The sequence below is a fragment of the Roseateles sp. P4_D2 genome, assembly GCF_056401875.1.
This window is the reverse complement of record NZ_JBFUIM010000006.1, coordinates 305,181-329,492: the sequence shown is the minus strand read 5'-3', so window position 1 is coordinate 329,492 and position 24,312 is coordinate 305,181. Positions and strand designations below refer to the sequence as shown.

16 protein-coding genes are annotated in these 24,312 nt (G+C 68.4%); 7 read left to right on the top strand and 9 right to left on the bottom strand.

Translation table 11 applies throughout. The features are described from left to right. Window positions 1-169: 169 nt before the first annotated feature. The 9 genes from AC1DW0_RS13440 to AC1DW0_RS13400 form a co-directional block, all read right to left on the bottom strand. Entirely contained in the window at window positions 170-4,066 is a 3,897-nt protein-coding gene (locus AC1DW0_RS13440) for a translocation/assembly module TamB domain-containing protein (protein WP_477946357.1), read from the bottom strand. Continuing rightward, window positions 4,063-5,877 (bottom strand): autotransporter assembly complex protein TamA, encoded by a 1,815-nt coding sequence (locus AC1DW0_RS13435; protein ID WP_457354515.1) that lies wholly within the window; start codon window positions 5,875-5,877, stop codon window positions 4,063-4,065. Before AC1DW0_RS13435 ends, AC1DW0_RS13440 begins: the two co-directional genes overlap by 4 nt. After that, entirely contained in the window at window positions 5,874-7,064 is a 1,191-nt protein-coding gene (locus tag AC1DW0_RS13430) for a vWA domain-containing protein (RefSeq protein WP_457354513.1), read from the bottom strand. Before AC1DW0_RS13430 ends, AC1DW0_RS13435 begins: the two co-directional genes overlap by 4 nt. A gap of 212 nt (window positions 7,065-7,276) precedes the next feature. After that, window positions 7,277-8,512 carry an OmpA family protein gene (locus AC1DW0_RS13425; RefSeq protein ID WP_235532009.1) on the bottom strand — a complete coding sequence of 412 codons (1,236 nt, stop codon included), beginning with the start codon at window positions 8,510-8,512 and terminating at the stop codon, window positions 7,277-7,279. Continuing rightward, window positions 8,509-10,173 (bottom strand): serine/threonine protein kinase, encoded by a 1,665-nt coding sequence (locus AC1DW0_RS13420; protein WP_477946354.1) that lies wholly within the window; start codon window positions 10,171-10,173, stop codon window positions 8,509-8,511. Before AC1DW0_RS13420 ends, AC1DW0_RS13425 begins: the two co-directional genes overlap by 4 nt. A 148-nt stretch (window positions 10,174-10,321) precedes the next feature. Then, complete coding sequence (locus AC1DW0_RS13415) at window positions 10,322-12,304, bottom strand: S9 family peptidase (protein WP_477946352.1); 1,983 nt, start codon at window positions 12,302-12,304, stop codon at window positions 10,322-10,324. Then, complete coding sequence (locus tag AC1DW0_RS13410) at window positions 12,301-12,897, bottom strand: GNAT family N-acetyltransferase (RefSeq protein ID WP_457444575.1); 597 nt, start codon at window positions 12,895-12,897, stop codon at window positions 12,301-12,303. The genes AC1DW0_RS13415 and AC1DW0_RS13410 overlap by 4 nt, the downstream gene beginning before the upstream one ends. Then, the gene (locus AC1DW0_RS13405; RefSeq protein WP_457354506.1) at window positions 12,894-13,118 is read right to left on the bottom strand and encodes a hypothetical protein; all 225 of its coding nucleotides are present in this window, start codon (window positions 13,116-13,118) and stop codon (window positions 12,894-12,896) included. The genes AC1DW0_RS13410 and AC1DW0_RS13405 overlap by 4 nt, the downstream gene beginning before the upstream one ends. Before the next feature lie 76 nt (window positions 13,119-13,194). Beyond that, the gene (locus tag AC1DW0_RS13400; protein ID WP_457391716.1) at window positions 13,195-14,049 is read right to left on the bottom strand and encodes an AAA family ATPase; all 855 of its coding nucleotides are present in this window, start codon (window positions 14,047-14,049) and stop codon (window positions 13,195-13,197) included. Window positions 14,050-14,159: 110 nt separating this feature from the next. Between AC1DW0_RS13400 and AC1DW0_RS13395 the strand changes: the two genes are divergently transcribed. The 7 genes from AC1DW0_RS13395 (at window position 14,160) to AC1DW0_RS13365 (ending at window position 24,233) form a co-directional block, all read left to right on the top strand. Beyond that, window positions 14,160-14,804 (top strand): c-type cytochrome, encoded by a 645-nt coding sequence (locus tag AC1DW0_RS13395; protein ID WP_056198843.1) that lies wholly within the window; start codon window positions 14,160-14,162, stop codon window positions 14,802-14,804. A gap of 140 nt (window positions 14,805-14,944) precedes the next feature. Beyond that, window positions 14,945-16,150 (top strand): HD-GYP domain-containing protein, encoded by a 1,206-nt coding sequence (locus tag AC1DW0_RS13390; RefSeq protein WP_477946349.1) that lies wholly within the window; start codon window positions 14,945-14,947, stop codon window positions 16,148-16,150. A 54-nt stretch (window positions 16,151-16,204) separates the two neighbouring features. Next, complete coding sequence (locus AC1DW0_RS13385) at window positions 16,205-17,773, top strand: ABC transporter substrate-binding protein (RefSeq protein ID WP_477946347.1); 1,569 nt, start codon at window positions 16,205-16,207, stop codon at window positions 17,771-17,773. Window positions 17,774-17,849: 76 nt separating this feature from the next. After that, window positions 17,850-19,763: a hypothetical protein gene (locus AC1DW0_RS13380; protein ID WP_477946345.1), complete on the top strand. Its 1,914-nt coding sequence runs from the start codon at window positions 17,850-17,852 to the stop codon at window positions 19,761-19,763. A gap of 125 nt (window positions 19,764-19,888) precedes the next feature. Then, window positions 19,889-21,856, top strand: a complete 1,968-nt coding sequence (locus AC1DW0_RS13375; RefSeq protein WP_457444568.1) for a TonB-dependent receptor plug domain-containing protein — start codon at window positions 19,889-19,891, stop codon at window positions 21,854-21,856. A gap of 8 nt (window positions 21,857-21,864) precedes the next feature. Further along, complete coding sequence (locus AC1DW0_RS13370) at window positions 21,865-22,425, top strand: YfiR family protein (protein ID WP_477946343.1); 561 nt, start codon at window positions 21,865-21,867, stop codon at window positions 22,423-22,425. Then, window positions 22,422-24,233 (top strand): putative bifunctional diguanylate cyclase/phosphodiesterase, encoded by a 1,812-nt coding sequence (locus tag AC1DW0_RS13365; protein ID WP_477946341.1) that lies wholly within the window; start codon window positions 22,422-22,424, stop codon window positions 24,231-24,233. Before AC1DW0_RS13370 ends, AC1DW0_RS13365 begins: the two co-directional genes overlap by 4 nt. The last annotated feature ends 79 nt before the right edge of the window (window positions 24,234-24,312 follow it).

The following is a 24,312-nucleotide window of genomic DNA, read 5'->3' as shown; positions in this document are numbered from 1 at the left end:
TGGCGCTTGGGCTCGTTTGCAAGATCTGCGGGTCGAGCGCCGGGCCGCTCCCAAGCCGGCCCGCTCTGGCGATGTGCTTGCGGCTCAACGCCGCAAGCATCGTCGTCCCCTCGGGGGACCGACCAGACTTGCCTGCGTTCAGCAGGGCATGCTGGGCGAGGGGCTCACATCAATCCCATTTCCACTGCCAGATGAGATCGAGCGCGTTGTCGTCCCCACCTTGGGCCCGCAGCGTGAAGCGCTGGGCGATGCGGTAGATGAGCTGCCAGGAGCCCGTGGTGGCATTCAGGCCGCGTTCATAGCCGACATACCAGCGCCGCGAGATCTGCTTGCCCAGGCGCACGATGGTGGCCTTGGTGTCATCGTCGCTCTGCGACAGCGAGAGCTCATCCAGCCCCAGGTTGCGCAGCACCTTGCCTGTCGGGCCTTCGCCTTCGCCGCTGAGCAGGGCCAGGGCGGCGCGCTGCAGCAGGGCCGTGTCGGTGCGGCCCAGGCCATCGGGGCCGCGGCCGAGCAGCAGCCAGGAGAGCTTGTCGGTGTCGCTCATCTCGGGCGAGGAGTACAGGCTCACGCGCGGCGCCAGCGCCGTGCCGCCCACGTAGACGCCGACGCGCACATCGAGGTTGGGCCGCACGGCCAGCAGGTCCAGCGACGGGTTGTCGTAGGCGCCGGTGAAGCTGATGTCGCCGCGCTCGATGTCCAGCTTCTGGCCATAGGCCGCGTACTGGCCGCCATCGGCGTCGAGCTTGCCCGTGACGCGCAGCGGGCCGTTGTTCTGGCTGACCTGCAGCTGGCCGCGCAGCGTCGTCGCCAGGCCCCGGCCGCGTACCTTGAAGTCGCGGCCGAAGTCCAGTGCGACGTTGACGACGCTGTTGCGCGCGGCCTTGGGTGCGGGCGGCGCGGTGGGTGCTGCGTCGCGCGGGCCGCGCAGCACGGTCACATCGTCGGCCAGCGCGGGCGCGTCGCCGCGGCTGAAGTCGAACAGGCCTTCGTCGGCGCGCAGCTTGCCTTCCAGCTTGAGCCCCTTGGCGTCGAGGTCCAGCGTCGCCTGGCCGCTGGCGACGAGGCGGCGGTCCACGCGCGACAGCACGCGCAGCTTGTCGGCCGTCATCTCGATGTGGGCCTTGGGCTGGGCGCCCAACTCGGCCGTGCCGCTGGCGCGCAGCCAGCCATCGCCGCCGCGCGCCTCGAGCTTGGAGAGCTCGGCATGCTGGCCCTTCAAGTCGAGCGTGAAGCGGCCCTCGGTCACATCCACGCCGAACAGCAGATGGCGCAGCGCCAGGTTCTCGCCTTCGGCGCGGCCATTGAGGTCGGGGGCGCCCAGACGGCCGGAAAGCTGCACGGTGGCCGCCGCGCGGCCGCCCAGGCGCCAGCCGGCCGGCACCCAGCTGCCCCAGGTGGCGAGGTTGGCGATATTGGCCTGCAGCACGCCTTGCACGGGCGTCTGCGCGTCAGGCCACAGCTTGGCCGGGCGCAGCGTCACCGCGCCGCCCAGGCTGCCAAGTTCGCTGCCGGCCACACCCTGCGCGAACTGCCACAGGCCGTCGCGCACATTCACCGCCAGGCGCAGGTCGGTCAGTCCCAGCGCACGCTGGCCAAACTCGTCGGTCACGCGCAGGTCGCCGCTCTGGCGTTCGATGAGCAGTTCGGCGGTGAGCCGATCATTCAGCAGCAGCGAGGCATGGCCCGTCACACGCAGGTCGCCGCCCCAGCCGAAGTCAGGTTGCCAGCGCGCCATCAATGGCGCGGCGGCCACGTCCTCGAGCTGCAGTTCGGCGCGGGCCTCGGGCCGTTCGCCGCCGGTCCAGCTCAGGGCCTGCCAGCGCACGAAGGCGCCGCCCACCTCGGCGCGGCCGGGCTCGGCCTGCAGGCGTGGGCCGTCGCTGGCCCAGCGCAGGCCGATGTCCTTGGCCGCCAGCAGTGGCGGCGTGTTGGGGCGCAGCGGGCCGATGGCTATGCGCGCAACGCGGCCGCTCCAGGCCTGCCCATCCCAGCGGCCACGGGCCTGGAGCTGGGCGTTCAGCGTCAGGTCTTGCGAGTCGCGCGCCGATGCATCTCGAATGATCTTGCCGCTGACCTCGGCCTTCACATCGTGGGCGCTGCGCCGGCCTTGCAAGTCGAGCTTGGCGCTGGTCAGCTGGGCGAGCGGGTCGCGCAGCTGGCTGATGTCCAGGTTCAGCGCGACCGGGCCATCGCCATCGGTGCCGGGCAGGGGCAATTCCCAGCGCGCCTTCAGGGCGGCGATGCTGGTGCCCAACGCCTTGGCGGAGGCCAGCGACAGCTTGCCGCTGCCGCCGACCTGCCAGCTTTTGATGCCGCGCACCAGTTGGAAACTGCCATCACCCTCGCCCTGGCCGGCGATCGGCTGCTGGTCAAACAGCGCCAGCAGCGGGTTCAGCTCGGCCAGCGCGCCGGCCTTCAGTGCGGCAGTGCCGGTGATGGCTTCGGCCCGAGCCTGGCCGCTGGTCTGCACGCGGTTGTTGCCCAGGCGCCCGTCGATGTCGAAGGCCGCCGGGTCGGCGGCGCGTTCGCGCTGCAGCTTGATCCGACCTTCGAGGGGCAGGCCGGCGAACTGGCTGGGCAGCAAGCGGGCGTAGACGTTGCCACTGAGCGTGGCGAGGGTTTTGCCGCGCACGTCCACATCGGCCTCGGCACTGAGTCGTGTCGGGCTGGGCAGGCGAGCCCAGGCCGTACCGGGTGCGCCGCGCCACAGCAGATGCGGGTCGAACTGGCGCAGCTGAACCTTGAGTTGCGCGGCACCGGCGGTGTCGACGCGACCGCTGGCCTGCAGCGTGGCGTCGCCGCTGGCCAGTTGGGCGTCCTCGATCTGCCACTTCGTGCCCTCGCCCCGGGCTTTGGCCTTCACGCGCAGCGGACGGTTCTGCACCGTGCCGGCGAGGTCAAGCCTGGCGCTCAAGGGGCCGGCCTTGCTGCCCGCGAGCGTGAGTGGCCCATCCAGGCGCGCCGGCGTCGCACGCGCGTCCAGCGCTTCGGGGCGCAGGCCCTGCACACGGGCGTCGAGCTGCCATCGGCCATCGGCCTCACGCGCTCCCTTGCCTTGCACTCGACCACCGCCGGGCAGTTCCGCGTCCAGCGCGGTCAGGCGCAGGCTGGTGGGCTGGTCAGGCCGGCCCGCGAGCGCGATGACGAGGCGGTTGACGGGCAGGGCGCCCTGGTCCCAGCGGCCGGCAGCGGCGTTGTGCAGGTCGGCCTGCAGCGTGGCTTCGGCGTCGCGGGCGGGCGCCTTCAGCTGGGCGTCGCCGCTCAGCGCCGTGCGTGGCAGGCCAGGCATGAGGGCCGCCAGGTCGAGCTTGTCGGCCTTCAGTTGCAGCGCGTTGACGGGCCAGGGCGCGAAGGGCTGGATTTCGCCGTCGGCCTTCAGCGTCTGGTGCGCGGCCTCCAGCTCGGCCTTGGCCTTGAGCCTGGCCAATGGGCCGGTGACTGCAGCGACGGCTGACCACGGCAGGTCGGTCGCTTCGGCCTGCTGCACGCGCAGCGTCGCGTCGGTCTGCAGCGGCGCGGCACTCTCGATGCGGGCCTTGCCGGCCAGCGTCAGGTGTTGCCAGCGAGCAGCCTTGAGCTCGATGCGATGGGTGCCGCGGCGGGGCAGGTCCAGCTGGGCGTCCAGGCCGAGCAACGGTGCCTGATCGGGCGCCCAGCTCAGCTTGGCGATGCGCAGACTGGCGATCTGCACGCCCAGTGGCAGTGTGAGGTCCGGCGGAAGGACGATGGGCTTGTCGCTGGCCTGGCTGCGGATGACGACCTCGTCCACGGCCAGCTCGCGCGCCAGCAGGAGGCCGGCGCTGGGGCTGACGCCCAGGCCCTTCCAGCGCAGTCCGCGCAATTCGGCCGAGCCACCGGCCCAGGTGAGGATGAGGCGACGCGCGCTGAACTCGCCCATCAGTGAGCCCTCGGGGGCCTCGATCTGCACACCGGGCAGATGGGCCAGCAGCCAGGCGCCACCCGCAGGGCGTTGCAGCAGCCAGGCGACGAAGCCGGCGATCAGCACCAGCACCAGCGCCAGCGCGATCAGGGCGGCACGCAGGATGCGCAAGGATCGCCTCACAGCGTGATCCCCACACTAAAGTGCAGCCGCCACTTGCCGGTTTCCTGCGCACGCGCCAGGTCCACGCGCAGCGGGCCGACGGGGCTGCGCCAGCGCACGCCGGCGCCATAGCCGACGACGGCGCGGTAGTCCTGCCAGCGCGAGGCGGCATTGCCGGCATCGACGAAGACGGCGCCCCACAGGCTGGGGAAGCTCGGCATGATGGGGTGCGCGATTTCCAGGCTACTGGTGGCCAGCACGCGGCCGCCGACGGTCAGACCGTTCTTCTGCGGGCCCAGGCTGCGGTAGGCATAGCCGCGCACCGACTCGTCGCCGCCCGCCAGGAAGAGCAGCTTCTCCGGCACGCCGACCTGTTCCTTCGATACCACCTGCGCCACCTCGGCGCGCGCCGACGCGAACCAGCCACCGAAGGGCTTGTAGACGCCCAGCTTGAACTGCATGCGGCCGAAGGGACCGCTGTCGTCGGTGCCGCCGCCCTTCGCATAGCCGAAGCCGACAAGGGCCAGGGCCTGGTGGCCGTCGGTGGGCAGCAGGGTGCTGTCCAGGCGGCGGCGTATCCACTGCTGGTTGATGGAAAGGGCCAGGTTGGTGTTGACCTCGCTGCCGGCGGTCTCGCGGGCACGCAGCAGCTCGACATAGCTCAGGCGCTCGTCGCGCGTCGACTCGTAGAGGCGGCCCAGGCGCACGCCCAGGTTGGTGGCGATGGTGTCGCCGGTGCGGTCCTGCTCGTACTGCAGCGAGGCGAGGTTGCGTTTCAGGTCGGGTTGGGGGTGGGAGCTCAGTTCCAGCTCGGCGCCGCGCAGGTCGCGGCTGAATTGCAGCTTGGTGCGGGCGCGCACGGGCAGATCGAAGGGGCGGCGGTGCAGATGCTCGACGCTGATGCTCTGGCCGGTGTTGCTGTGATAGCCCACCGCCACCGTGGCCTGCTGCAGGGCCGACTCGGTCAGCGTGACTTGCACGGGCGTGGTGCCGTCGGCGTTCGGGGCCTCGGGCAGCAGTTGCACGCGCACGGCGTCGAAGAGCTGGGTCTTGGCCAGGCGCTCCTGGAACTCGGCGAGCTTCTGCTCGGTGTAGTCATCACCGGTGTCGAAGCCGGCGAGGCGCTCGACGGCATTGCGGCTCTGGCGCTTGAGCCCTTCGATGCGCAGCGCACCGAGCCTGGCACGGTTGCCGCTGGCCAGCACGAGGTGGAGTTCGGCGGTTTGCGTGTCGGGGTCGACGCGGGCGGCCGTCTCGGCCCAGCGCGCCAGCGGATAGCCGCCATTGCGCGCGCGCAGCAGCAGATCGCTCTTGGCCGAGGCCCATTGCGACTGCGTGAAGGCGGCGCCGTTCTTCAGCGTCCAGGCGCTGCGCAGGACTTCCCGCAGGGCCTGGGCCTGCTCGTCGGCCAGGCCTTCGGTGAACTCGAGCTCGAGCTTGTCGACCCTTGCCACCGGCCCCGGCTTGACGGTGAGCAACAGCCGCGTCTCGTCTGCCGGGTCGCGGTCCACGTCGGCCTTGGCGTTGAAGTAGCCCTCGGTTTCCAGCAGCGTCTCGGCCTGCGCGGGCGCCGCAGCGGCCAGGCGGGCCAGCTCCACCCGGCTCAGCGCCGCCTCGCTGGCGCGGTAGCGGGCGAGGTCGAGGTTCTGGGCCAGCAGCGTGCGCAGGCGCGCGGCCTCGCGGCTTTCGCCGTCGATGCGGATGTCGACGCTGTAGACAGCAGGTGCGTCGGCGGGGATGTCCGGCGCCGGTGGGGCGGGTGCCTGCGGGGGAGCCTGCGTGGCACAGGCATTCAGCAGCACTGCGACGAGCAGTGCAAAGAGACGCTTCATTTGCTGAGCAGCCGCATCGCGCCTTCGAGTCCGGAAAGGGTCAGCGGGAACATGCGCTGCTGCATCAGCTGCTGGATCAGCGCGATGCTCTGCCGGTACTGCCAGACGCCTTGCGGCTCGGGGTTGATCCACGCGTACTTGGGGAAGGCGTGGGTGAGCCGCTGGATCCATTCGGCGCCGGGCTCGTCGTTGTTGTATTCGACGCTGCCGCCGGCCTGCAGGATCTCGTAGGGGCTCATGGTCGCGTCGCCGACGAAGATGAGCTTGTAGTCGCGGTTGTATTTGCGGATCAGGTCGAAGGTGTTGAGCTTCTCGGCGAAGCGCCGCCGGTTGTTCTTCCAGACGAAGTCGTAGACGCAGTTGTGGAAGTAATAGAACTCCAGGTGCTTGAACTCGGTCTTGGCGGCGCTGAAGAGTTCTTCCACGCGGCTCACGTGTTCGTCCATCGTGCCGCCCACGTCCATCAGCAACAGCACCTTGACCTTGTTGTGGCGCTCGGGCTGCATGCGGATGTCCAGCATGCCGGCATTGGCGGCGGTGCCGTGGATGGTGCCGTCCAGGTCCAGCTCCAGCTCCGACCCCTCGCGCGCAAAGCGGCGCAGGCGGCGCAGGGCCACCTTGATGTTGCGGGTGCCGAGTTCCAGCGTGTCGTCGTAGTCGCGGTAGGCGCGCTGCTCCCAGACCTTGACGGCGCTCTTGTTACCCCCAGAGCCGCCGATGCGGATGCCCTGCGGGTTGTAGCCGCTGTTGCCGAACGGGCTGGTGCCGCCGGTGCCGATCCAGCGGTTGCCGCCTTCATGGCGCTCCTTCTGCTCCTCGAAGCGTTTCTTGAGCGTTTCCATCAGCTCGTTCCAGCCCATCTTCTCGATGGCAGCCTTCTGCTCGGGCGTCAGTTCGATCTCAAGCTGTTTGCGCAACCACTCCAGCGGCACGTCGGCCGTGAAGTCGGTCAGCATCTCCACGCCCTTGAAGTAGGCGGCGAAGGCGCGGTCGAACTTGTCGAACTGGGTCTCGTCCTTGACCAGGGACGTGCGGGCCAGGTGGTAGAAGTCGTCGATGCTGGCCGTGCCGCCGTTGTCGGGGCCGCCGATGACGCCCGCCTCCAAGGCTTCCAGCAGCGTCAGGTACTCGGGCACCGTCACCTTGAGCTTGGCGGCGCGCAGCGTGTAGAAGAACTGGATCAGCATCGGTGCGGACTCGGGGACTGCAGGTCGAAAACGATTATGCAGCGCGAGTCTCGCCGGAGTTAGGGATGCCGTCTTTCGGGCCGAGCGCCGGGCCGCTCCCTAGCCGGCCCGCGCTGGCGATGTGCTTGCGGCTCAATGCCGCAAGCATCGCCGTTCCCTCGGGGACCGGTCAGACGCACCGCGTTCAGCGGGGTGCGGCTGGACGAGGGGTATCAGTTGCAGGGCACCACGCGGAACTCGACACGCCGGTCCAGGGCGTCCACCGCGTTGTCGCTGCCGCTGCCGACCAGGTTCTCGCGCCAGCCCATGCCGCTGGCCTTGACGCGCTGGGCCAGGGGCGAGGCTTCGGCCGCCAGGCGCTGCTGGATGAAAGTGGCGCGTTGCAGCGAGAGCGCGTCATTGGTCTGCTCCGAGCCGGTGTGGCTGGTGTGGCCGACGATGACCATGCAGACGCGGGCGCCGGCGCCCTCCCTGGCGATCTGCCTCAGCCACATCGGATAGGCGCCGCTGACCTTGGGGTCGGACCAGAACTCCGTGCTGCCGGGGTTGAAGAGGAACTTCACGTCCAGCTTGTTGGCGCGCAGCCCGTAGGCCACGATCTGGCCAAAGGCGGCCTCTGCCTCGGCGGTGCGCCCGAGCCGGACGTTGTTGAGGTAGATGCCGTTGAGTGTGCGCAGCTGCTCGCCGCCCGTCTGATTGCGGGCCTCCTGGTACTTGGTCAACGATTCCGGGTAGCGCTCGGCGTTGTAGAGGGAGCCGGCCTCGTTGATGACGCTGGCCACCGCGACGCGTTCCATGTAGACGCTGTTGGCCGAGCTGCCAGGCGCTGTCAGCGCCGTGCTGATGTAGCCGTCCACCACCTTGTCCTTCACCAGCACCGGGCTGTCCTGGTAGATCGCCAGCGGTGTGTGGTTGAGGCCGTCGTCGCGGGCCAGCGCCGAGGCCTGGGCCATCACCTGGCCCGTCTTGATGTCCACCAGGGCCAGGTTGATTTGCAAGGATTTCTTGCCCGGCACCCCCAGCAGGCGCGTCAGCGTGCCGGTCAGCAGATACTGGACCTTGGACAGGTTCTCGGTCCTGAAGGGCAGCAGGTCGAAGCTGCCTTCCTTGCGCGCCGCCAGGCGCTCGGCGATGCGGCGTTCGAGCAACTGCGTGGTCTGGGTCTGCTGGCCGCTTGTCGCGTCGATCATGGGATCGACGACGACGCTTTTCTTGGCAATCTTGGACTCCACCTTTGCCAGGAAGGCGGGCAGCTTCTGAGTCTGGCCCACCAGGCCATCGGTGGCGACGACGACGGCTTCGCTGAAGGACAACTCGTTGGTCGAGACGGTCGGCTGTTTCGGCGCCGTCTCCAGGCAGCCGGCCAGCAGGGCCATGCAGCCCAGCATCGCGGCACGCCCCAGTTGCACTGAAAAATTGATGCGATTCGTGTGGCCAGCGCTACTCATCGACATTCCTTTTTCAGGTAAGCGGTCTCACTCGCCGTCAGCGGTTCCAGTGAGGCTTTTTGCAGAATATCACTGCACTTTGCGCCCTTCGCCTCGGAGGGCGCAGGAGCGGTCACGGCAGGGCGCGGCTTGGGTGCGGCCGGCGCCACGGCGATGGGCGTCGGCGCCGAGGCTGTGGGTGCCGGCGCGGGAGCCGGTGGCACGGGGGCGGTGGAGGCGGGCGTGTCCGGTGCAGAGGCCGCCGAGGCAGCCTGGACTGGGCTGGAAGCGATCRGCGCTGGAGCTGGAGCCGCAGCGGCGGCCGACGCCGGCGCGGGTGGCGGCGCCAGCTCGGCGGGCGCCGGTGCCCAGAGCAAGGCATATCCGCCCCAGGCGGCCGCGGCCAGGCCCACCACGCCCGCCGCGCTCAGGAGGAGAGCGCGGCGCGGCGGGGCCGGCACGGACGCCTGTGCAGGCACGGCGCTGGACGCTGGAAGAGCTGTCGGCGGGGGCGGGGCAGGCAGCACCGGGGGCGGCGGCGCCGCAGGCAACTGCGTGCGAGCCACGGCGGGCGGCGGCGGTGGTTCGGGGCGTGTCGGCTCCCGCGGCGCGAGCAACGGGCTGATCGATGCGACCTGGGTGGGGTCGAAATCCGGCAACAGCACCGTTTCGTCGCCGGTCGGGAGGCCCAAAGCCTGCAGCTCGAGCAGATCGATGACCTGCGTGTCGCCGGCAGTGAGCAGGGTCCGGAACTCGGCAATGGATTGCGGGCGGTCCTTGGGGTGGATGGCCAGCGCACGGTCGACGGCCGCGAGGAAGGCGTTGCCACAGCGACCCGCCGCCACGGTGGCCAGCGGTTGCAGCTGGTCGTTGAGCAGCCGCTCGACGGAAGCCACCGTGCGGCGGCCGCTGATGGCTGCGTAGAGCACGCTGGCCAGCGCGAAGATGTCGGTCCAGGGGCCCTGGGTGACGCCGGGCATGTCACCGTATTGCTCGATGGGCGCAAAGCCCGGCTTGAGCATGGCGGTCAGCGCATGCGTGAGATCGCCGATGACGCGGCGTGCGGCGCCGAAGTCCAGCAGCAGCGGCCCGTGGTCGGTGAGCAGGATGTTGTCCGGCGCGATGTCGCGGTGGTAGCAGTGCTCGTTGTGCAGCACTTCCAGCGCATCCAGCAGCGGCATCAGCCAGGCGCGCACCTCGGTTTCGGTCGACGGCCGGCCGAGCCTGGCCAACGCCTCCTTCAGCGTCTGCCCCTGGTAGTAGGGCATGGCCATGTAGGCGGTGCCGTTGCCCTCCCAGAACTGATGCACCTTGAGCAGCGCCGGGTGGTCGAAGCGGGCCAGCAGCTTGGCCTCGTTGACAAAACTCCTCAGCCCGATCGCAAAGGTCTCTGCATGGTTGGGCGACTTGACCAGCACTGTCAGCGAATTGCCGGCGCGTGCTGCCATCGACGAGGGCAGGTATTCCTTGATGGCGACCTGCCGCTCCAGGGCGACGTCGGTGGCGAGATAGACGATGCCGAAACCGCCTTCTCCCAGGACCCGGTCAATGCGGTAGTCGTGGATGCGCGTGCCGGGCGGCAGGGTGTGGCCCGGCGTCAGCTGGACCTCCACGGCGATGGTGGGCTCTACCGGGTCTTCTGGGGTTCTGCGCCCGGGTGGACCGCCAGCCGCTTCGCTCATTGCTGCGGGCGACCGGACGGCGGCGCTTCATGCAAGGCAGGCGGCGTGCGGCAGAACTGGATCAGCATGGAGCAGGGCCGGGATCGAAGTTCTGCGGATTATGCAGAGCCGACACCTTCTCGCCCGCCTGCTGGACGTCGGGCTTGTCCTAGGCGGTGTAGCGGGCCAGCCAGTTGAAGAACTCGCCGTACCAGAGTCGGCTGTTGCGCGGTTTGAGCACCCAGTGGTTCTCGTCCGGGAACCACACCAGCCTCGAAGGCACTCCCAGCGATTTCAGAGTGTTGTAGTAGGCCAGGCCCTGGGCATCGGGCACGCGGTAGTCCAGCTGGCCGTGCATGACGAGGGTCGGCGTCTTGAAATGCTTGGCGAAGGCATGCGGGCTTTGGGCGGCGACACGGGCCGGATCATCCCAATAGGCCGCACCCAGCTCCTTGCGATGCCAGCTGTAGGCGTCGTCGGCGTACATGGCCTGCCAGTCGTAGCAGCCGGCGTGGCAGACGTAGGCCTGATAGCGGCCGGCCTTCACGTGGCCGTTCATCCAGGCCACCATGTAGCCGCCATAGCTGCCGCCAGCGGCGACGACGCGCTTGCGGTCGACCCATGACTTCTTCAGCAGCCAGTCAGTGCCGGCCTCGACATCCTGCAACTCGTACTCGCCCCAGTGGCCAGTGATGCTGTCCAGGAACTCGTGGCCGAAGCTGGATGAGCCGTGGTAATTCACGCAGGCGACGACATAGCCCTGGCTGGCGAACACCTGATGGTTCCAGCGCCAGTGCCAGCTGTCACCGAAAGCAGTGTGCGGGCCGCCGTGGATGACGTGCATGACCGGCCACTTCTTCTTCGGATCGAAGCCCGGCGGGTAGGTCAGCCACATCTGCACGTCGTCGCCGCGCGCACCCTGGATCGTGACCTCCTCGTGGCGGCCGAAGCTGTGGGTCGCGAGGCGCTCGTCGTTCAGCGACTCGATGCGGCGCAGGCCATCGTCGGCCAGCACCGACAGCCGCGGCGGGAACTGCATGCCGTCGTGGTTGACGACGAGGAAGCCGGCCGACAGCGCGAAGCTGCCGACATGGCCGCCCTCGAAAACCCGTTCGGCGGTTCGGTCGCCGAGCGCGAACTGCCAGAGGTGGCGGCGGCCGCGCTCCTCGGCGGCGAAGTACACCGCCTGGTCGTCCTCGGCCCAGCGCAGCGGTGCGCTGACCTCATGGTCCCAATCCTCGCTGAAGACGGCCCAACGGCCCTGCTGATCCAGCACTGCGAGCTGGTTCGGATGGTTGTGGCCCAGGGCCTGATGGCTGGCCAGGAAGGCGAGGTGAGCGCCGCCATGGCTGTAGCGCGGCGCGGCGAAGTCCCAGTCGCCGTCCTGCAGCAGCGTCTGGCCCTGGCGCGTTCTCACGTCGATCTCGGCCAGCGCAAAGCGGCCGTCCAGCTTCTTCTCGGCGGTGGGGTCGAACGCGAAGGCGATGCGCCGGCCATCGGGCGACACGTCGAAGCAATTCACATCCGGCTCGGCGCGGCTCAGCTCCCAGGCCGCGCCCTCGAACAGGTCGCGCACCTTGCCCGTCTCGACGTCCATCACATGCAGATGCGGCACACGGTCCATCGGCAGGTGGTGGTCCCAGAAGCGGTAGAAGGCCTCGTCGGTGACGTAGGCGCTTTCCTTGCGGCTCTTGAAGTCGCGCAGCCGCGCGGCCTGGGCTGCGCCCTTCAGATCGGGCCAGACCCAGGACACGAAGGCGATGCGCCGGCCGTCGGGGAACCACTTGAAGGACTCGACGCCCGTGGGCACTTGGCCGACGCGGCGCGCCTCGCCGCCGTCCGGCGGGATCACATAAAGCTGCGTCTCCTCGTCTCTCACGCCGGCCTGCTCGCGCTTGGCGGTGAAGGCGATCAGGTCGCCGCGCGGGCTCCATTGCGGGTTGCCGTCCTTCTCGCCCGCTTCGGTCAGGCGGCGCGGCTCGCCGCCCAGCGTCGAGAACAACCACAGGCTGCTCTGCGCGCGGTTGGCCTCCATCGAGTAGCGCGTGACACCGGCGGCGGCCTGGGCACCATCGGGGCTGAGGCTGGGTTCGCCGATGCGATCCAGGGCCCAGAGTGCATCGACGTCAAAGGCCTTGGATTGTCTTTTCATGTTCGCTGTCGAGTCAGTTGCCAGTTCAGGTGCGCCTTGACCTCGGGCCATTCGCCCACGGTCAGGCTGTACATGACGGTGTCGCGCACCGTGCCGTCGCGGCGCAGCGCATGGTGGCGGATCACGCCGTCGCGCCTGGCGCCCAGGCGCTCGATGGCGCGCTGCGAGGCGTGGTTGAAGTTGTCGGTGCGCCAGCCCACGAGCTTGGCGCCCAGGGTTTCGAAGGCGTGGGTCAGCAGCAGCAGCTTGGCGGTCGTGTTGACGGCGCTGCGCTGCATACGCTGGGCATACCAGGTGTAGCCGATCTCGACGCGCTCGATGGCCGGCACGATGTCGTGATAGCTCGTTGACCCCAGCACCTCGCCGGTGGCGGCATCCAGCACGGCGAAGGGCAGGCGGTGGCCGGCGGCCTGCCCGGCCAGGGCCGCTTCGACGTAAGTGACGGCCTCGTCGGGCGCAGGCACGCTGGTGAAGCGCAAGTTCCACAGTTCGCCGTCCGCGGCCGCGGCCTGCAGGCCGGGCACATGGTCCAGCGTCAGCGGCACGAGGTGGATGGGGCCGGCGGCCAGCGTCACGGGCAGGACGGGTTTCATGGCTTGTCCTTCAGCATCAGCCGCCGCGCCAGTAAGCGGCCGCCGCCGCAGCCGGCGACGATGAGCAGCAGGCCGACGAGCTGCTGCGCATTCCAGTCGGTGCTGGCGATGAAGTCGATGCCGAACTGCCGGCCCAGCCACCAGCCGGCCAGCGCGCCAAGCACAAAGCCGACGGCATCCGCCAGCCCTTCGCGCATCGCGCGGTCGAAGTCTTGAGCCATCAGCGGCGCTCGGCCGTCCGGAGCCGCTGGGCGCCCCCTCGGGGGGCAGCGGGCGTAAGCACGCGTGGGGGCTGCATCATCTGTTATTGCGCTGCATGAAGACGAGCTTCTCGAAGAGCGTCAGATCCTGCTCGTTCTTCAGGAGCGCCCCCACCAGCGGCGGGATGCTGACCTTCTCGTCCTTGGCTTGCAGCGCGTCCACCGGGATGTCTTCGGCCAGCAGCAGCTTGAGCCAGTCGATCAGCTCCGATGTGCTGGGCTTCTTCTTCAGGCCGGGCAGGTTGCGCACGTCGTAGAAGTTCTTCAGCGCGGCGGCCAGCAGGTCCTTCTTCAAGGTCGGGAAGTGCACATCGACGATCTTCTTCATCGTCTCGGCGTCGGGGAACTTGATGTAGTGGAAGAAGCAGCGGCGCAGGAATGCGTCGGGCAGTTCCTTCTCGTTGTTGGACGTGATGAAGACCAGGGGCCGGTGTTTCGCCTTGATGAGTTGCCGGGTCTCGTAGACATAGAACTCCATGCGGTCGATCTCGCGCAACAGATCGTTGGGGAACTCGATGTCCGCCTTGTCGATCTCGTCGATGAGCAGCACGACCGGCTCGTCGGCCTCGAAGGCCTGCCACAGCACGCCTTTGACGATGTAGTTCTCGATGTTGCGAACGCGCTCGCTGCCCTCGATGCCGGCGAGCTGGCTGTCGCGCAACCGGCTGACGGCGTCGTACTCGTACAGGCCCTGCTGGGCCTTGGTGGTGCTCTTGATATGCCACTGCAGCAGCGGCATGCCTAAAGCGCCGGCCACTTCCTCGGCCAGCATGGTCTTGCCGGTGCCGGGCTCGCCCTTGATGAGCAGCGGCCGCTGCAGCGTCGCCGCGGCATTGACCGCGAGCATCAGGTCGGCCGTGGCGACGTACTGGTCGGAACCTTGGAATTTCATTGGGAAAACCGGGGCAAAACCCGAACTGAAGAGGGGCCGGACCAGTATAGGAGGCCTCCTATAATCGCCGCCGCTCCGGAACACGACACCAACCCGAACCTCTTGGGACCATGAAAAAACTGCTGCAGATCTCGCTCGCCCTGGCCACCGCCTTTGCTGCCCTCGCAGCCCAGGCCCAGGACGTGAAGGCCGGTGAGACCAAGGTCGCGATGTGTATCGGCTGCCATGGCATCGTCGGCTACCAGGCCAGCTTCCCCGAGATCCACAAGGTGCCGATGATCGCGGGCCAGAACGCCAAGTACATCGTCTCGGCCCTGCAGGCCTATGCCAAGGGCGACCGCAAGCACCCGACGATGCGCGGCATTGCCGGTTCGCTGAGCGAGCAGGACATGAACGACGTGGCCGCTTTCTACGAGCAGCAGGCCAAGCTGCCGGCGGTGGCCGACAGCATTCCGGCCGCGCCGGCCAATGTGGCCGAGCTGCTGACCAAGGGCGCTTGCGTGTCCTGCCACGGCGCCAACTTCAGCAAGCCCATCGACCCGAGCTACCCCAAGCTGGCTGGCCAGCATGCCGACTACCTGACCGTCGCGCTGAAGTCCTACAAGACCGAGAAGAACCCCGGGGTGGGCCGCAGCAACGGCGTCATGGCCGGCCAGGTCAAGCAGTTCAGCAACGCCGAACTGAAGGCCATCGCCAGCTACATCAGCACGCTGCCGACCGAACTGGCCACCGTGCCGCAGGGCAAGTTCCGCTGACCCGGCGCGACCGCCGCCCGACCGAGCCGCCTTCAAGGCGGCTTTTTGTTGCCCGCGGCAAAAGCGTGCAGGGCTGCACGATCGTTGCACGGCCTTGCCTGCGTCACGCACGGATACTGGTGCGCATAGACGACGCTGTCATGTTGAAGAAGATCTCGACCTCCGACGTGAGGCTGGGCATGTATCTCCAGGCGATGGAGGGGGCCTGGCTCTCCCATCCGTTCTGGAAGACCAAGTTCGTGCTGACCGATGCCGCCGACCTTGCCGCCCTGCAGGCCAGCGGCGTGTCGGCCGTCTGGATCGACGTCAGCAAGGGCGGGGATGTGACTGCGCCTGCGCCAATCGCCGCCGTGACCGTCGCTTCGCCGCCCACGCCGCCCGCCACAGCCGCCCCTCAGCCGCGCGTCAGCATGGAGTCCGAGCTCGACCGCGCCACCCAGGTGCTGGGCCGGGCCAAGGTGGCCGTCATGGCGCTGTTCAACGAGGCGCGGCTGGGCAAGGCCATCGACACCGAGGTCTGCCTGCCCATCGTCGACGAGGTCACGTCCTCGCTGGCGCGCAACCCGTCGGCCTTCCTCAGCCTCGCTCGGCTCAAGGACAAGGACACCTACACCTATATGCACTCGGTCGCCGTCTGCGGCCTGATGGTGTCTCTGGGCCGGCAGATGGGGCTGTCCGATGCCGAAGTGCGTGAAGCTGGCCTGGCCGGGCTGCTGCACGACGTCGGCAAGATGCAGATGCCCATGGAGGTGCTGAACAAGCCCGGTGCGCTGACCGACGCCGAATTCGACGTCATGCGCGGCCACCCCGAGCGCGGCTTCGACCTGCTCAAGGACGGTGCCAAGGTGCCGCCCTCGGCCCTGGACGTCTGCCTGCACCACCACGAGAAGATGGACGGCAGCGGCTACCCGCACAAGCTGGCCGGCGACCAGATCAGCCTGCTGGCGCGCATGGGCGCGGTCTGCGATGTCTACGACGCCATCACCTCGACCCGGCCCTACAAGAACGCCTGGGACCCGGCCGGCTCGCTGCAGCGCATGTCACAGTGGAAGGGGCAATTCGACCCGGCCGTCTTCCAGGCCTTCGTGAAGAGCGTCGGCATCTACCCGACCGGCACCCTGGTGCGCCTGCAGTCGGGTCGCCTGGCGGTGGTTGTCGAGCAGAACGCCACTTCACTGGTCGCGCCGCGCGTCAAGGTCTTCTACTCGACCAAGTCGAGCATGCCCATCCCGTTGCAAGTCATCGACCTGGCCACGTCCACCGACCGCATCGCCGGCCGCGAGCCGCCCGAGGACTGGAATTTCACCCACCTGGACGAGCTCTGGAACCCGAACGCCAAACGGTAACGAAGGGGCTTTGACGGCCTCCTAAACTGCCAGCCCTGCAGTTGGGAGATGGCAATGAAGCGATGGCTGGGTGTAGCTCTTTTGGCATGGGCCTGCGGTGTGTCCGCGCAGACGCTGCGCTGGGCCAGCCAGGGCGATCCGCAGACCATGGACCCGGACTCGCAGAACGAGAGCCTGACCAACATGGTCAATGGCCAGATCTACGAGCGACTGACGAATCGCGACGCCAAGCTGGGCCTGGTGCCAAGCCTGGCCACCGAATGGAAGCAGACCGGGCCGCTCGCCTGGCGCTTCAAGCTGCGCGCCGGCGTCAAGTTCCACGACGGCACGCCGTTGACGGCGGATGACGTCGTCTTCTCGGTGCAGCGCGCCAAGGAGCCCACCTCGCAGATCGCCGTCTGGGCCAACGCCGTCGGCACGGCCAGGAAGGTCGACGACCTGACGGTGGACTTCCAGCTGACCACTTTCAACCCCATCTTCCTGCAGCACATCGACCAGTTGTGGATCATGAGCCGCAAGTGGTGCGAGGCGCACAAGGCCACCAAGCCGCTGGACTTCAAGAACAAGGAAGAGAGCTTCACGGCGCTCAATACCAATGGCACCGGGCCCTTCATGCTGGCCAGCCGCCAGCCGGGCATCAAGACGGTGCTCAAGCGCAACCCGAACTGGTGGAACAAGTTTGAAGGGAACGTCCAGGAGGTCGTCTACACGCCCATCGCGACCGACGCGACGCGCCTGGCCGCGCTGGTGTCGGGCGAAGTCGACTTCGTGCTCGACCCCGCGCCGCGCGACATTGCGCGCCTGCGCAACACCGCTGGCGTCAAGGTCATCGAGGGGCCGGAAAACCGCCTTGTCTTCATCGGCATGGATCAGTCGCGCGACAAGCTGCTCTATGGCAACGTCCCCGGTGACAAGAACCCCTTCAAGGACGTGCGCGTGCGCCGGGCGCTGTACCAGGCCATCGACATCGACGCGCTCAGGACCAAGCTGATGAGCGGCCTCTCGGTGCCCACCGGCGCGCTGACGCCGTCCGGCATCGCCTCCTTCGACGACCCGGCCCTGCAGACCCGACTGCCGCACGACCTGGCCAGCGCGAAGAAGCTGATGGCCGACGCGGGCTATGTCGACGGCTTCGAGGTGACGCTGGACTGCCCCAACAACCGCTACATCAACGACGAGGAAATCTGCACGGCCCTGGCCTCGATGTGGGCCCAGCTGAAGATCAAGGTCAAGGTCAACGCCATGCCCCGCGTCATCTACTTCCCCAAGCTGGAGAAGTACGACACCAGCCTCTATATGTACGGCTGGGGCGGCTCGGTGACGGATGCCGAGAGCATCCTGACGCCGCTGTACCGCACGCGCGGCGACAAGGGTGTGGGCAACTACAACTTCGGCGGCTTCCGCAACGACAAGGCCGACGCACTGGCGGCGCAGTCCAGCGTCGAGCCCGATCCGAAAAAGCGCGAGCAGCAGATCCGCGGCGCGCTGGCCGAGCTGCGCGAGCAGGTCAACATCATCCCGTTGCACCGCCAGGTGGTGCCGTGGGCGGCGCGTGCGAATGTCACGGCCATCCACCGGCCCGACAACTGGCTGGAGCTGGCCTGGGTGCAGATCAACCGTTGATTTCGGCCCTTTAACGGCCCACCACCCGGTGGGCTGGCGCGGCACACTGGCCCAAGCCCAGATTCACGCCCGCGCCATGCTGTACCGCCTTGCTGCTTTTGCCCTGACCCTGCTGCTCGCCTCCTGCGGAGGCGGCGGTGGCGGTTCGGACACGCCTGTGCTGGACAAGCCGCCCACGTTGCGCGGCGTTGCCGCCACGGGCGCGCCCCTCGTCAATGCGCAGATCAGCGTCGTCGATGGCCAGGGCAAGGCCGTTGGCACGGCCACCACCCATGGCGCAGACGGCAGCTACAGCCTGACGCTGAGCACCACCAGCCCCGCCGCGCCTTTGTTCATCCAGGCGCGAGGCATGGATGCTGCCGGCACCATGCAGGTGCTGCATTCCACCGTGCCGGCCATCAGCGCCGCCATGGTCGGCCATGTGACGCCGCTGACCAACGCTGTCGTCGCGTTGTCCCTGGGTACCGAACCTGCGCCGGTATTCGCCGCCGCCTCGACCAGCACCAGCCAGCTGAGCCAGATGGCCAGCGCCGCGCCTGCTGCGGGCACCTTCCTGAAGACCCTGGTCAAGACCCAGGTCAGCGACCTGAAGATCACCGACGCCGCGGCTCTGGACCTGCTGGCGGATTCGACCTTTGCCGCCAACAAGGGTGCTCACGACCTGCTCATCGAGAGCGTGCGCATCGACCTCGCACGCTCCAAGCTCAACGTGCCGGTGCTGCAGATCGGCAACAAATTCCTCGCCGCACCGACGGCCGAAGTCGTCGTCGAGCTGCCCACGGCCCAGACCGAGTTGCTCAAGGCCAGCGGTACGCCAGCCACCGCCATCACCTCCACGCTGAAAGCCGCGACCAGCGCGACGACGCTGCTCGGCACCTTGTCTGGCCTGGACGACCTCGGCGCGGCGCTGAACCAGCTCATCGCCCAGGGGCGCGACGTCAGCACGCTGCTGAACTCCGTCCTCGTCACCGGCTACGACAAGCACAACGGCCGCAGCAAGGCCGACATCGCCGGCATCCTGTCGACCTATACGACGGGCAACCGCCAGTTTGGCCGCTTCCAGCTGCTGGGCTGCGCCGACGATGCACCGACCGCCGGCAACTGCGCCAAGGTGCTGGTGGGCGCCGTCATCAGCGATTCCACCGGTGCAGTCGTCGACCTTTTCAGTGACGCGGTCAGCTACAACAAGTCGGCCACGACGACCAACAAGTGGAACCTGATCGGCAACGGCAAGAAGCTGGCCGTCGGTGTGTATCCGCTGGGCTTCCTGGCGCTGAATGCCGATGGCACGGCCAGCGGTGCCGTGGTGCCCAACCCGGGCATCGGCCTGCAGGTTGAGATCCAGGCGCAGACGGCCGATCCCGTGCCCGGCATTCCGGCCACGCAGCTGCTCAGCTCGGCCACGGTGCAGCTACCCGGCGGCTTCAGCATTCCCTTCGGCTATTGCAACCGGCTCCTGCTGTGCGTGTCGTCCACGCCGGGCGCCACCAACCTGATCCCGACGGGCGGCGTGGGCGACATCGCCATCCAGCGTTCGGCGGTCGGCTGGATCGGCAGCGCGGACAGCGTGCGTGGTGCCAAGTTCATCGCCAGCTACACGATTTCCGGCGTGGCCGAGACGCGCAACGCCTGGCTGCGCGCCGACGTGCTCGGCGAGCCGGCTGCCACGCGCTTCCCGAGTGTTGACAGCGTGTCTGCAGCCAGCCCGGTGTCCGCCGCCTCGCTGCAGAGCGGCAGCTTGGTGATCAACTGGGCCGCCTGGGCCGCTGCCAACCCCGACCTGCGCCTCATCGAGATCAAGCGCGTCTTCACGCCGACCGCCGGCGGAGCGCCCACGGTGCTGGACACGAGCGTGCCGCTGCCGCCCAAGACGGCGGCGACGCTGAGCACGGCGTACACGCCGGTGGGCAGCGTCACATCGGAGCTGTGGCTGCAGGCCATGGACGCGCAGGGGCGACGTTTCCATACCCGTTACACCGGCAAACCGTGAATTGAGTCGCGGACCGGCTCGCAACCGGCGTTGTTGTGAAATGTGACAGCGACTGCGGACGGGGCCAAAGCTAAGCTTTCGGCACCGTTTCCCATCGCCGCCGACGTCTGCCGGCGACCGCCCTTGTGAAAAGCCGCCTAATTGCGCTGGCGTGGTTGTCCACGCTGGCCCTGACTCCAGCGGCTCAAGCCGCTCCAGCCGCCGCCGATGCCTCGGACGACCAGGCGCTCGAAGCGCTTCTGAAACGGGAAGTGCAGGGTCCGTCCCGCTATGCCCAGAGCCTGATGGACGCGCCGGCATCGGTCAGCGTGCTGGAGCGGGGTGTGTCCGATGCCCTTGGCCACCAGACCGTGGGTGACCAGCTGGCCCGCCTGCCGGGCGTCTACCTCAGCAACTCGCGCACCTACAGCGCCCTGGGGCTGCGCGGCTTCAACCGGCCGGGCGACTACAGCGCCCGCCTGCTGATGGCCATCGATGGCCAGCGCGTCAATGACGCCATCTTTGACCAGGGGCTGCCGCAGCTGGAGCTGCCCATCGTCGCCGAATGGGTCAAGCGGGTGGAGCTCGTCCACGGCCCCGGCTCCTCGATCTACGGCAGCAATGCGCTGCTGGGCGTCGTCAACGTCGTGACGCTGAACGGCGCTGACGCGCCGGGCCTGACGGCCCAGGGCAGTGTGGGCGAGAACGGCACGCGCCGCGCCGAGATGCATTACGGTGCTGCCGCGGCGGACAGTGATTTGTTCATCGGCCTCAACCTGCAGCGCACCGCCGGCGAGGACCTCTTCCTGCCCGAACTCGGCACGGCCGATGGCTGGGTGCGCGGTCTTGATGGCGAGCGGCAGGTGGCGCTGCTGGCCAAATACCGCAACGGCCCATGGCGAGTCGCGTTGAACGCGGTGCGCCGCGACAAGGATGCCCCGACCGCACCCTACGGCACCGAGCCCGGTGTGCCCGGCACCCACTACACCGACAGCCTGGTGCTGGGCGAGCTCAGCTACGACGAAGGCTGGCAGGGCGATGTACGCCGCTCGGCGCGGCTCAGTGTGGCGGGCTATGAATTCCGTGGCCGCTATGTCTTCGGGCCGGCGCCTCAACTCGTCAACAAGGACGAAGCTCGCGCCCAATGGACGACGCTGGAGGCGCGCATGCTGTGGCGAGGCCTGCTCAACCATCAGCTGATGTTCGGCGCCGAGCTGCGCACCTCGCCCCAGGGCCTGCAGCGCAACTACGACGTCGACCCCTATGCGCTGCGCCTGGATTCGCACGTCACCCAGGACGCCGCGGGCGTCTACGCGCAAGACCAGTGGCGGCTTTCATCGGTGCTGCAGCTGACCACCGGCCTGCGCCTGGACCATGTGCGCGGTTTCGCGCCAGCCATGTCGCCGCGCGCCGTGCTGGCGCTGCGGCCCGACGAGCGGGAGTCCTTCAAGCTGATGTGGGCGCAGTCCTTTCGCACGCCCAATCTGTACGAGCGCTTCTACGACGACGGCGGGGTTTCCCAGCTGCGCAGCAATGACCTGAAGCCCGAGCGCCTCAACTCCGTCGAAGCTGCCTGGGAGTACGTGCTCCACAGCGGCCATGCGCTCAGCGCCAACGCCTACTACACGCGCATGAACCGCTTGATCGAGCAGCAGCCCGTCGGCAGCGAGAGCGAGGCGGTGGTGCAGTACCGCAATGTCGGCAGCGTCAGGTTGCGGGGCGTGGACGTTGGCGTCGAAAGGCGCGCGACGGACGGCTGGCTCTGGCACATCAGTGCGTCCTGGATGGACGGCCGCGACGACGCCGGCCAGCGCCTGAGCAATTCGCCCTCGTGGATGTTCAAGGGCGACCTCGTCTCACCGGTGTGGCAGCGCTGGCAGCTTGGCACGGAGTGGAACCTGCTCGGCCGCCGCAGCGGCCGCGTCGAGGTGCCGACCAGCGCCCTCGTCAACGCTCATCTGCGCTATCACGTCGATCCGCGCCAGAGCCTGGCCCTGCACCTGAGCAACGCGCTGGACCGCCGCATTTTCGACCCGTCGACCCCCGACACGTCGCTGAGCGCCATTCCTCAGCCCCGGCGCGCCTGGCGCCTGGACTGGCGCTTCACGCTCTGAGCCTGGCCATGCGCGGCAGTCGAGCAGCGGTGAAGGGATGGGCGGGCTGGCGTGCCGGCTGCGCGATCCTGCTCGGCCTGCTGTCGGCCCAGCCGGCCGCGGCGCAGAGCGCCAGCCCGGAAACCTTGAAAGCCGAGGTCGTCTACCGCCTGCTGATGTTCGTCACCTGGCCCGCCGACCGCGAGCTGGCGGGGCGGCCGCTGCAGCTGTGCACCGTCGGCGAGGGCCGCATGGACAGCGCGCTTCAGTCCCTGGCGGGTCGACCGATCCGGCACCTCACCGTCGATGTGCGCCATCAGGCCCGCGCCGACCAGCTCGCCGGCTGCCATCTGCTCTACCTGCCCACGCCGCAGCCGGCGCTGCGCCCGGTGTTGGCCGACCTGCCGGTGCTCGTCATATCGGATGTGGCGGTGATGCTGGAGCAGGGTGCCATGATCAACCTGCAGATTGAAGACGGCCGCATCGTCTTCGACGTGGACCTCGACGCCGCGCGCCGCGTCGGCCTGGCCATCAGCACCAAGCTGCTGCGCCTGGCCCGCTACGTTCGCCACCAGACGACATCGCCGTGAAGCCGCAATTTGCCGATGCCTTCGATCGCCTGCGCGAACTCGTGGTCGCGCTGGCCGCCTTGCTGGTCTTCGCACTGCTGCTCAGCGTGCTGCAGTACTGGCGATTGCATGACCGCCAGCTCGAGGACCTGCGCACCCAGGCCGACATCGTCGCGCAGACGGTCTCGGCGGCGCTGGTCTTCGACAGCCGCAGCGATGCCGGTGAAAGCCTGGCTGCCCTGCAGCAGAGCCCGTCCATCGTGCATGCCCGGCTGCTGAAGGGCGATGGCGCCGTCTTCACGCAGTTCTCGCGCACCGCGGCCGAGGTCACCTGGTTGCACGAGGCCGCCGGCACGGCGAGCGTGCAGGTGCCGGTCATGGCCGACGGCCGGCGAGTCGGCATGCTGGTCGTGGAGGCCAGCCGCCTGCCGATGTGGATGGACGTGGCCCAGTTCCTCGCCGCCACCATGGGCACCCTGCTGGCCACCGCCGGGTTGGCCTGGTGGCTGTCCAAGCGGCTGCGGGTACAGATCAAGGAGGTCGAGCGCCGCACCCGCTATCTCGCGCGCTTCGACGCACTGACCGACCTGCCCAACCGTGAGCACATGCGCGGGCTGCTGGAGCGTGTGCTGCACCACCACGGCCGCACCACCCTGCTGATCCTGGATCTCGACGATTTCAAGCGGATCAACGACCAGCATCGCCACGCCGCCGGCGACGCCGTGCTGCAGGCCATTGGCCAGCGGCTCAGACTGCTGCGCCGGCCCGGCGACCAGATTGCCCGCCTGTCCGCCGACGAATTCGCACTGCTGCTGGTGCCGGGCCTGGAAGACGAGGCGCTGCGCAGCCATGTCGCCCAGTTGCAGGCTGAACTCACGCAGCCGGTGCTGCACGACGGCCATTGGCTGCGCCTGCATGTCTCCAGTGGCGGCGTCTCATTGCCCGAGCACGCGCGTGATGCGAGCGAGGCCTTGCGCAGTGCCGATGCCGCGCTGCGGCATGCCAAGCAGATCGGCAAGGACAGCTTCCAGCTCTTCACGCCGCAGATCGGCGAGGCCCTGCGCCTGCGGCTGGCGCTGGAGCACGATATACGCGAAGGCCTGGCGCAGGGGCAGTTCTGCCTGGCCTACCAACCGCAATATGACGCCGCGCGCCGCATCCACGGCTTCGAGGCGCTGGCGCGCTGGCACCACCCGCAGCGGGGCTGGGTGCCGCCGGCCGAATTCATCCCGGTGGCAGAGAACTCGGGCCTGATCGTCGAGCTCAGCCTGGCGCTGCTGGCCGTGCTGCGCCGCGACCTCGACGGCTTGCGCGCCCGGGGCCTGGCCTGCCCGCCGGTGGCCGTCAACCTGTCATGGGAGCAATGCCGCAAGCCCCAGCACCGCGAGCGCTTCCTGCAGCAGCTCAAGACGCTGCAGCTGGGGCCGGACGAGATCGAATTCGAGCTGACGGAAAGCGCCGGCTTCGAGGACATCGACAAGCCGGATTCCTTCGTCTTCACCTTGCAGGGCCTGGGCTACAACCTGGCCATCGACGACTTCGGCACGGGCTACAGCTCGCTGGCCTATCTGCGCCGCATCCGCTGCCGCAAGCTCAAGATCGACCGCCTCTTCGTGCACGGGCTGTCTGGCAATGCCGACTCCCACATGCTGGTCGAATCCATGGTGCGCGTCGCGCACGCCATGCGCATGGTCGTCGTGGCCGAAGGCGTGGAATTGCCGGCGGACGAGGCGGCTCTGATCGCAATGGGCTGCGACCTGATGCAGGGGTTTGCCTTCTGCAGGCCGGTGCCGCCGGACGAGATGCCAGGATTGCTGTCGGTCGACTGATCCGGCAGGCCGTTGCTCCCATCGGGTCGTCTGTCCGGCCGATCTGCGGTTCGTCGCCTGGCCGTTGTCGATCTCAAGC

Excerpts from the sequence above, each read along its gene's own strand:
- AC1DW0_RS13425 (WP_235532009.1), bottom strand. The coding sequence starts at position 8,512 with ATGAGTAGCGCTGGCCACACGAATCGCATCAATTTTTCAGTGCAACTG.
- AC1DW0_RS13370 (WP_477946343.1), top strand. The coding sequence starts at position 21,865 with ATGCGCGGCAGTCGAGCAGCGGTGAAGGGATGGGCGGGCTGGCGTGCC.
- AC1DW0_RS13400 (WP_457391716.1), bottom strand. The coding sequence starts at position 14,049 with ATGAAATTCCAAGGTTCCGACCAGTACGTCGCCACGGCCGACCTGATG.
- AC1DW0_RS13430 (WP_457354513.1), bottom strand. The coding sequence starts at position 7,064 with ATGCTGATCCAGTTCTTCTACACGCTGCGCGCCGCCAAGCTCAAGGTG.
- AC1DW0_RS13410 (WP_457444575.1), bottom strand. The coding sequence starts at position 12,897 with ATGAAACCCGTCCTGCCCGTGACGCTGGCCGCCGGCCCCATCCACCTC.
- AC1DW0_RS13415 (WP_477946352.1), bottom strand. The coding sequence starts at position 12,304 with ATGAAAAGACAATCCAAGGCCTTTGACGTCGATGCACTCTGGGCCCTG.
- AC1DW0_RS13395 (WP_056198843.1), top strand. The coding sequence starts at position 14,160 with ATGAAAAAACTGCTGCAGATCTCGCTCGCCCTGGCCACCGCCTTTGCT.
- AC1DW0_RS13435 (WP_457354515.1), bottom strand. The coding sequence starts at position 5,877 with ATGAAGCGTCTCTTTGCACTGCTCGTCGCAGTGCTGCTGAATGCCTGT.
- AC1DW0_RS13385 (WP_477946347.1), top strand. The coding sequence starts at position 16,205 with ATGAAGCGATGGCTGGGTGTAGCTCTTTTGGCATGGGCCTGCGGTGTG.
- AC1DW0_RS13380 (WP_477946345.1), top strand. The coding sequence starts at position 17,850 with ATGCTGTACCGCCTTGCTGCTTTTGCCCTGACCCTGCTGCTCGCCTCC.
- AC1DW0_RS13405 (WP_457354506.1), bottom strand. The coding sequence starts at position 13,118 with ATGGCTCAAGACTTCGACCGCGCGATGCGCGAAGGGCTGGCGGATGCC.
- AC1DW0_RS13390 (WP_477946349.1), top strand. The coding sequence starts at position 14,945 with ATGTTGAAGAAGATCTCGACCTCCGACGTGAGGCTGGGCATGTATCTC.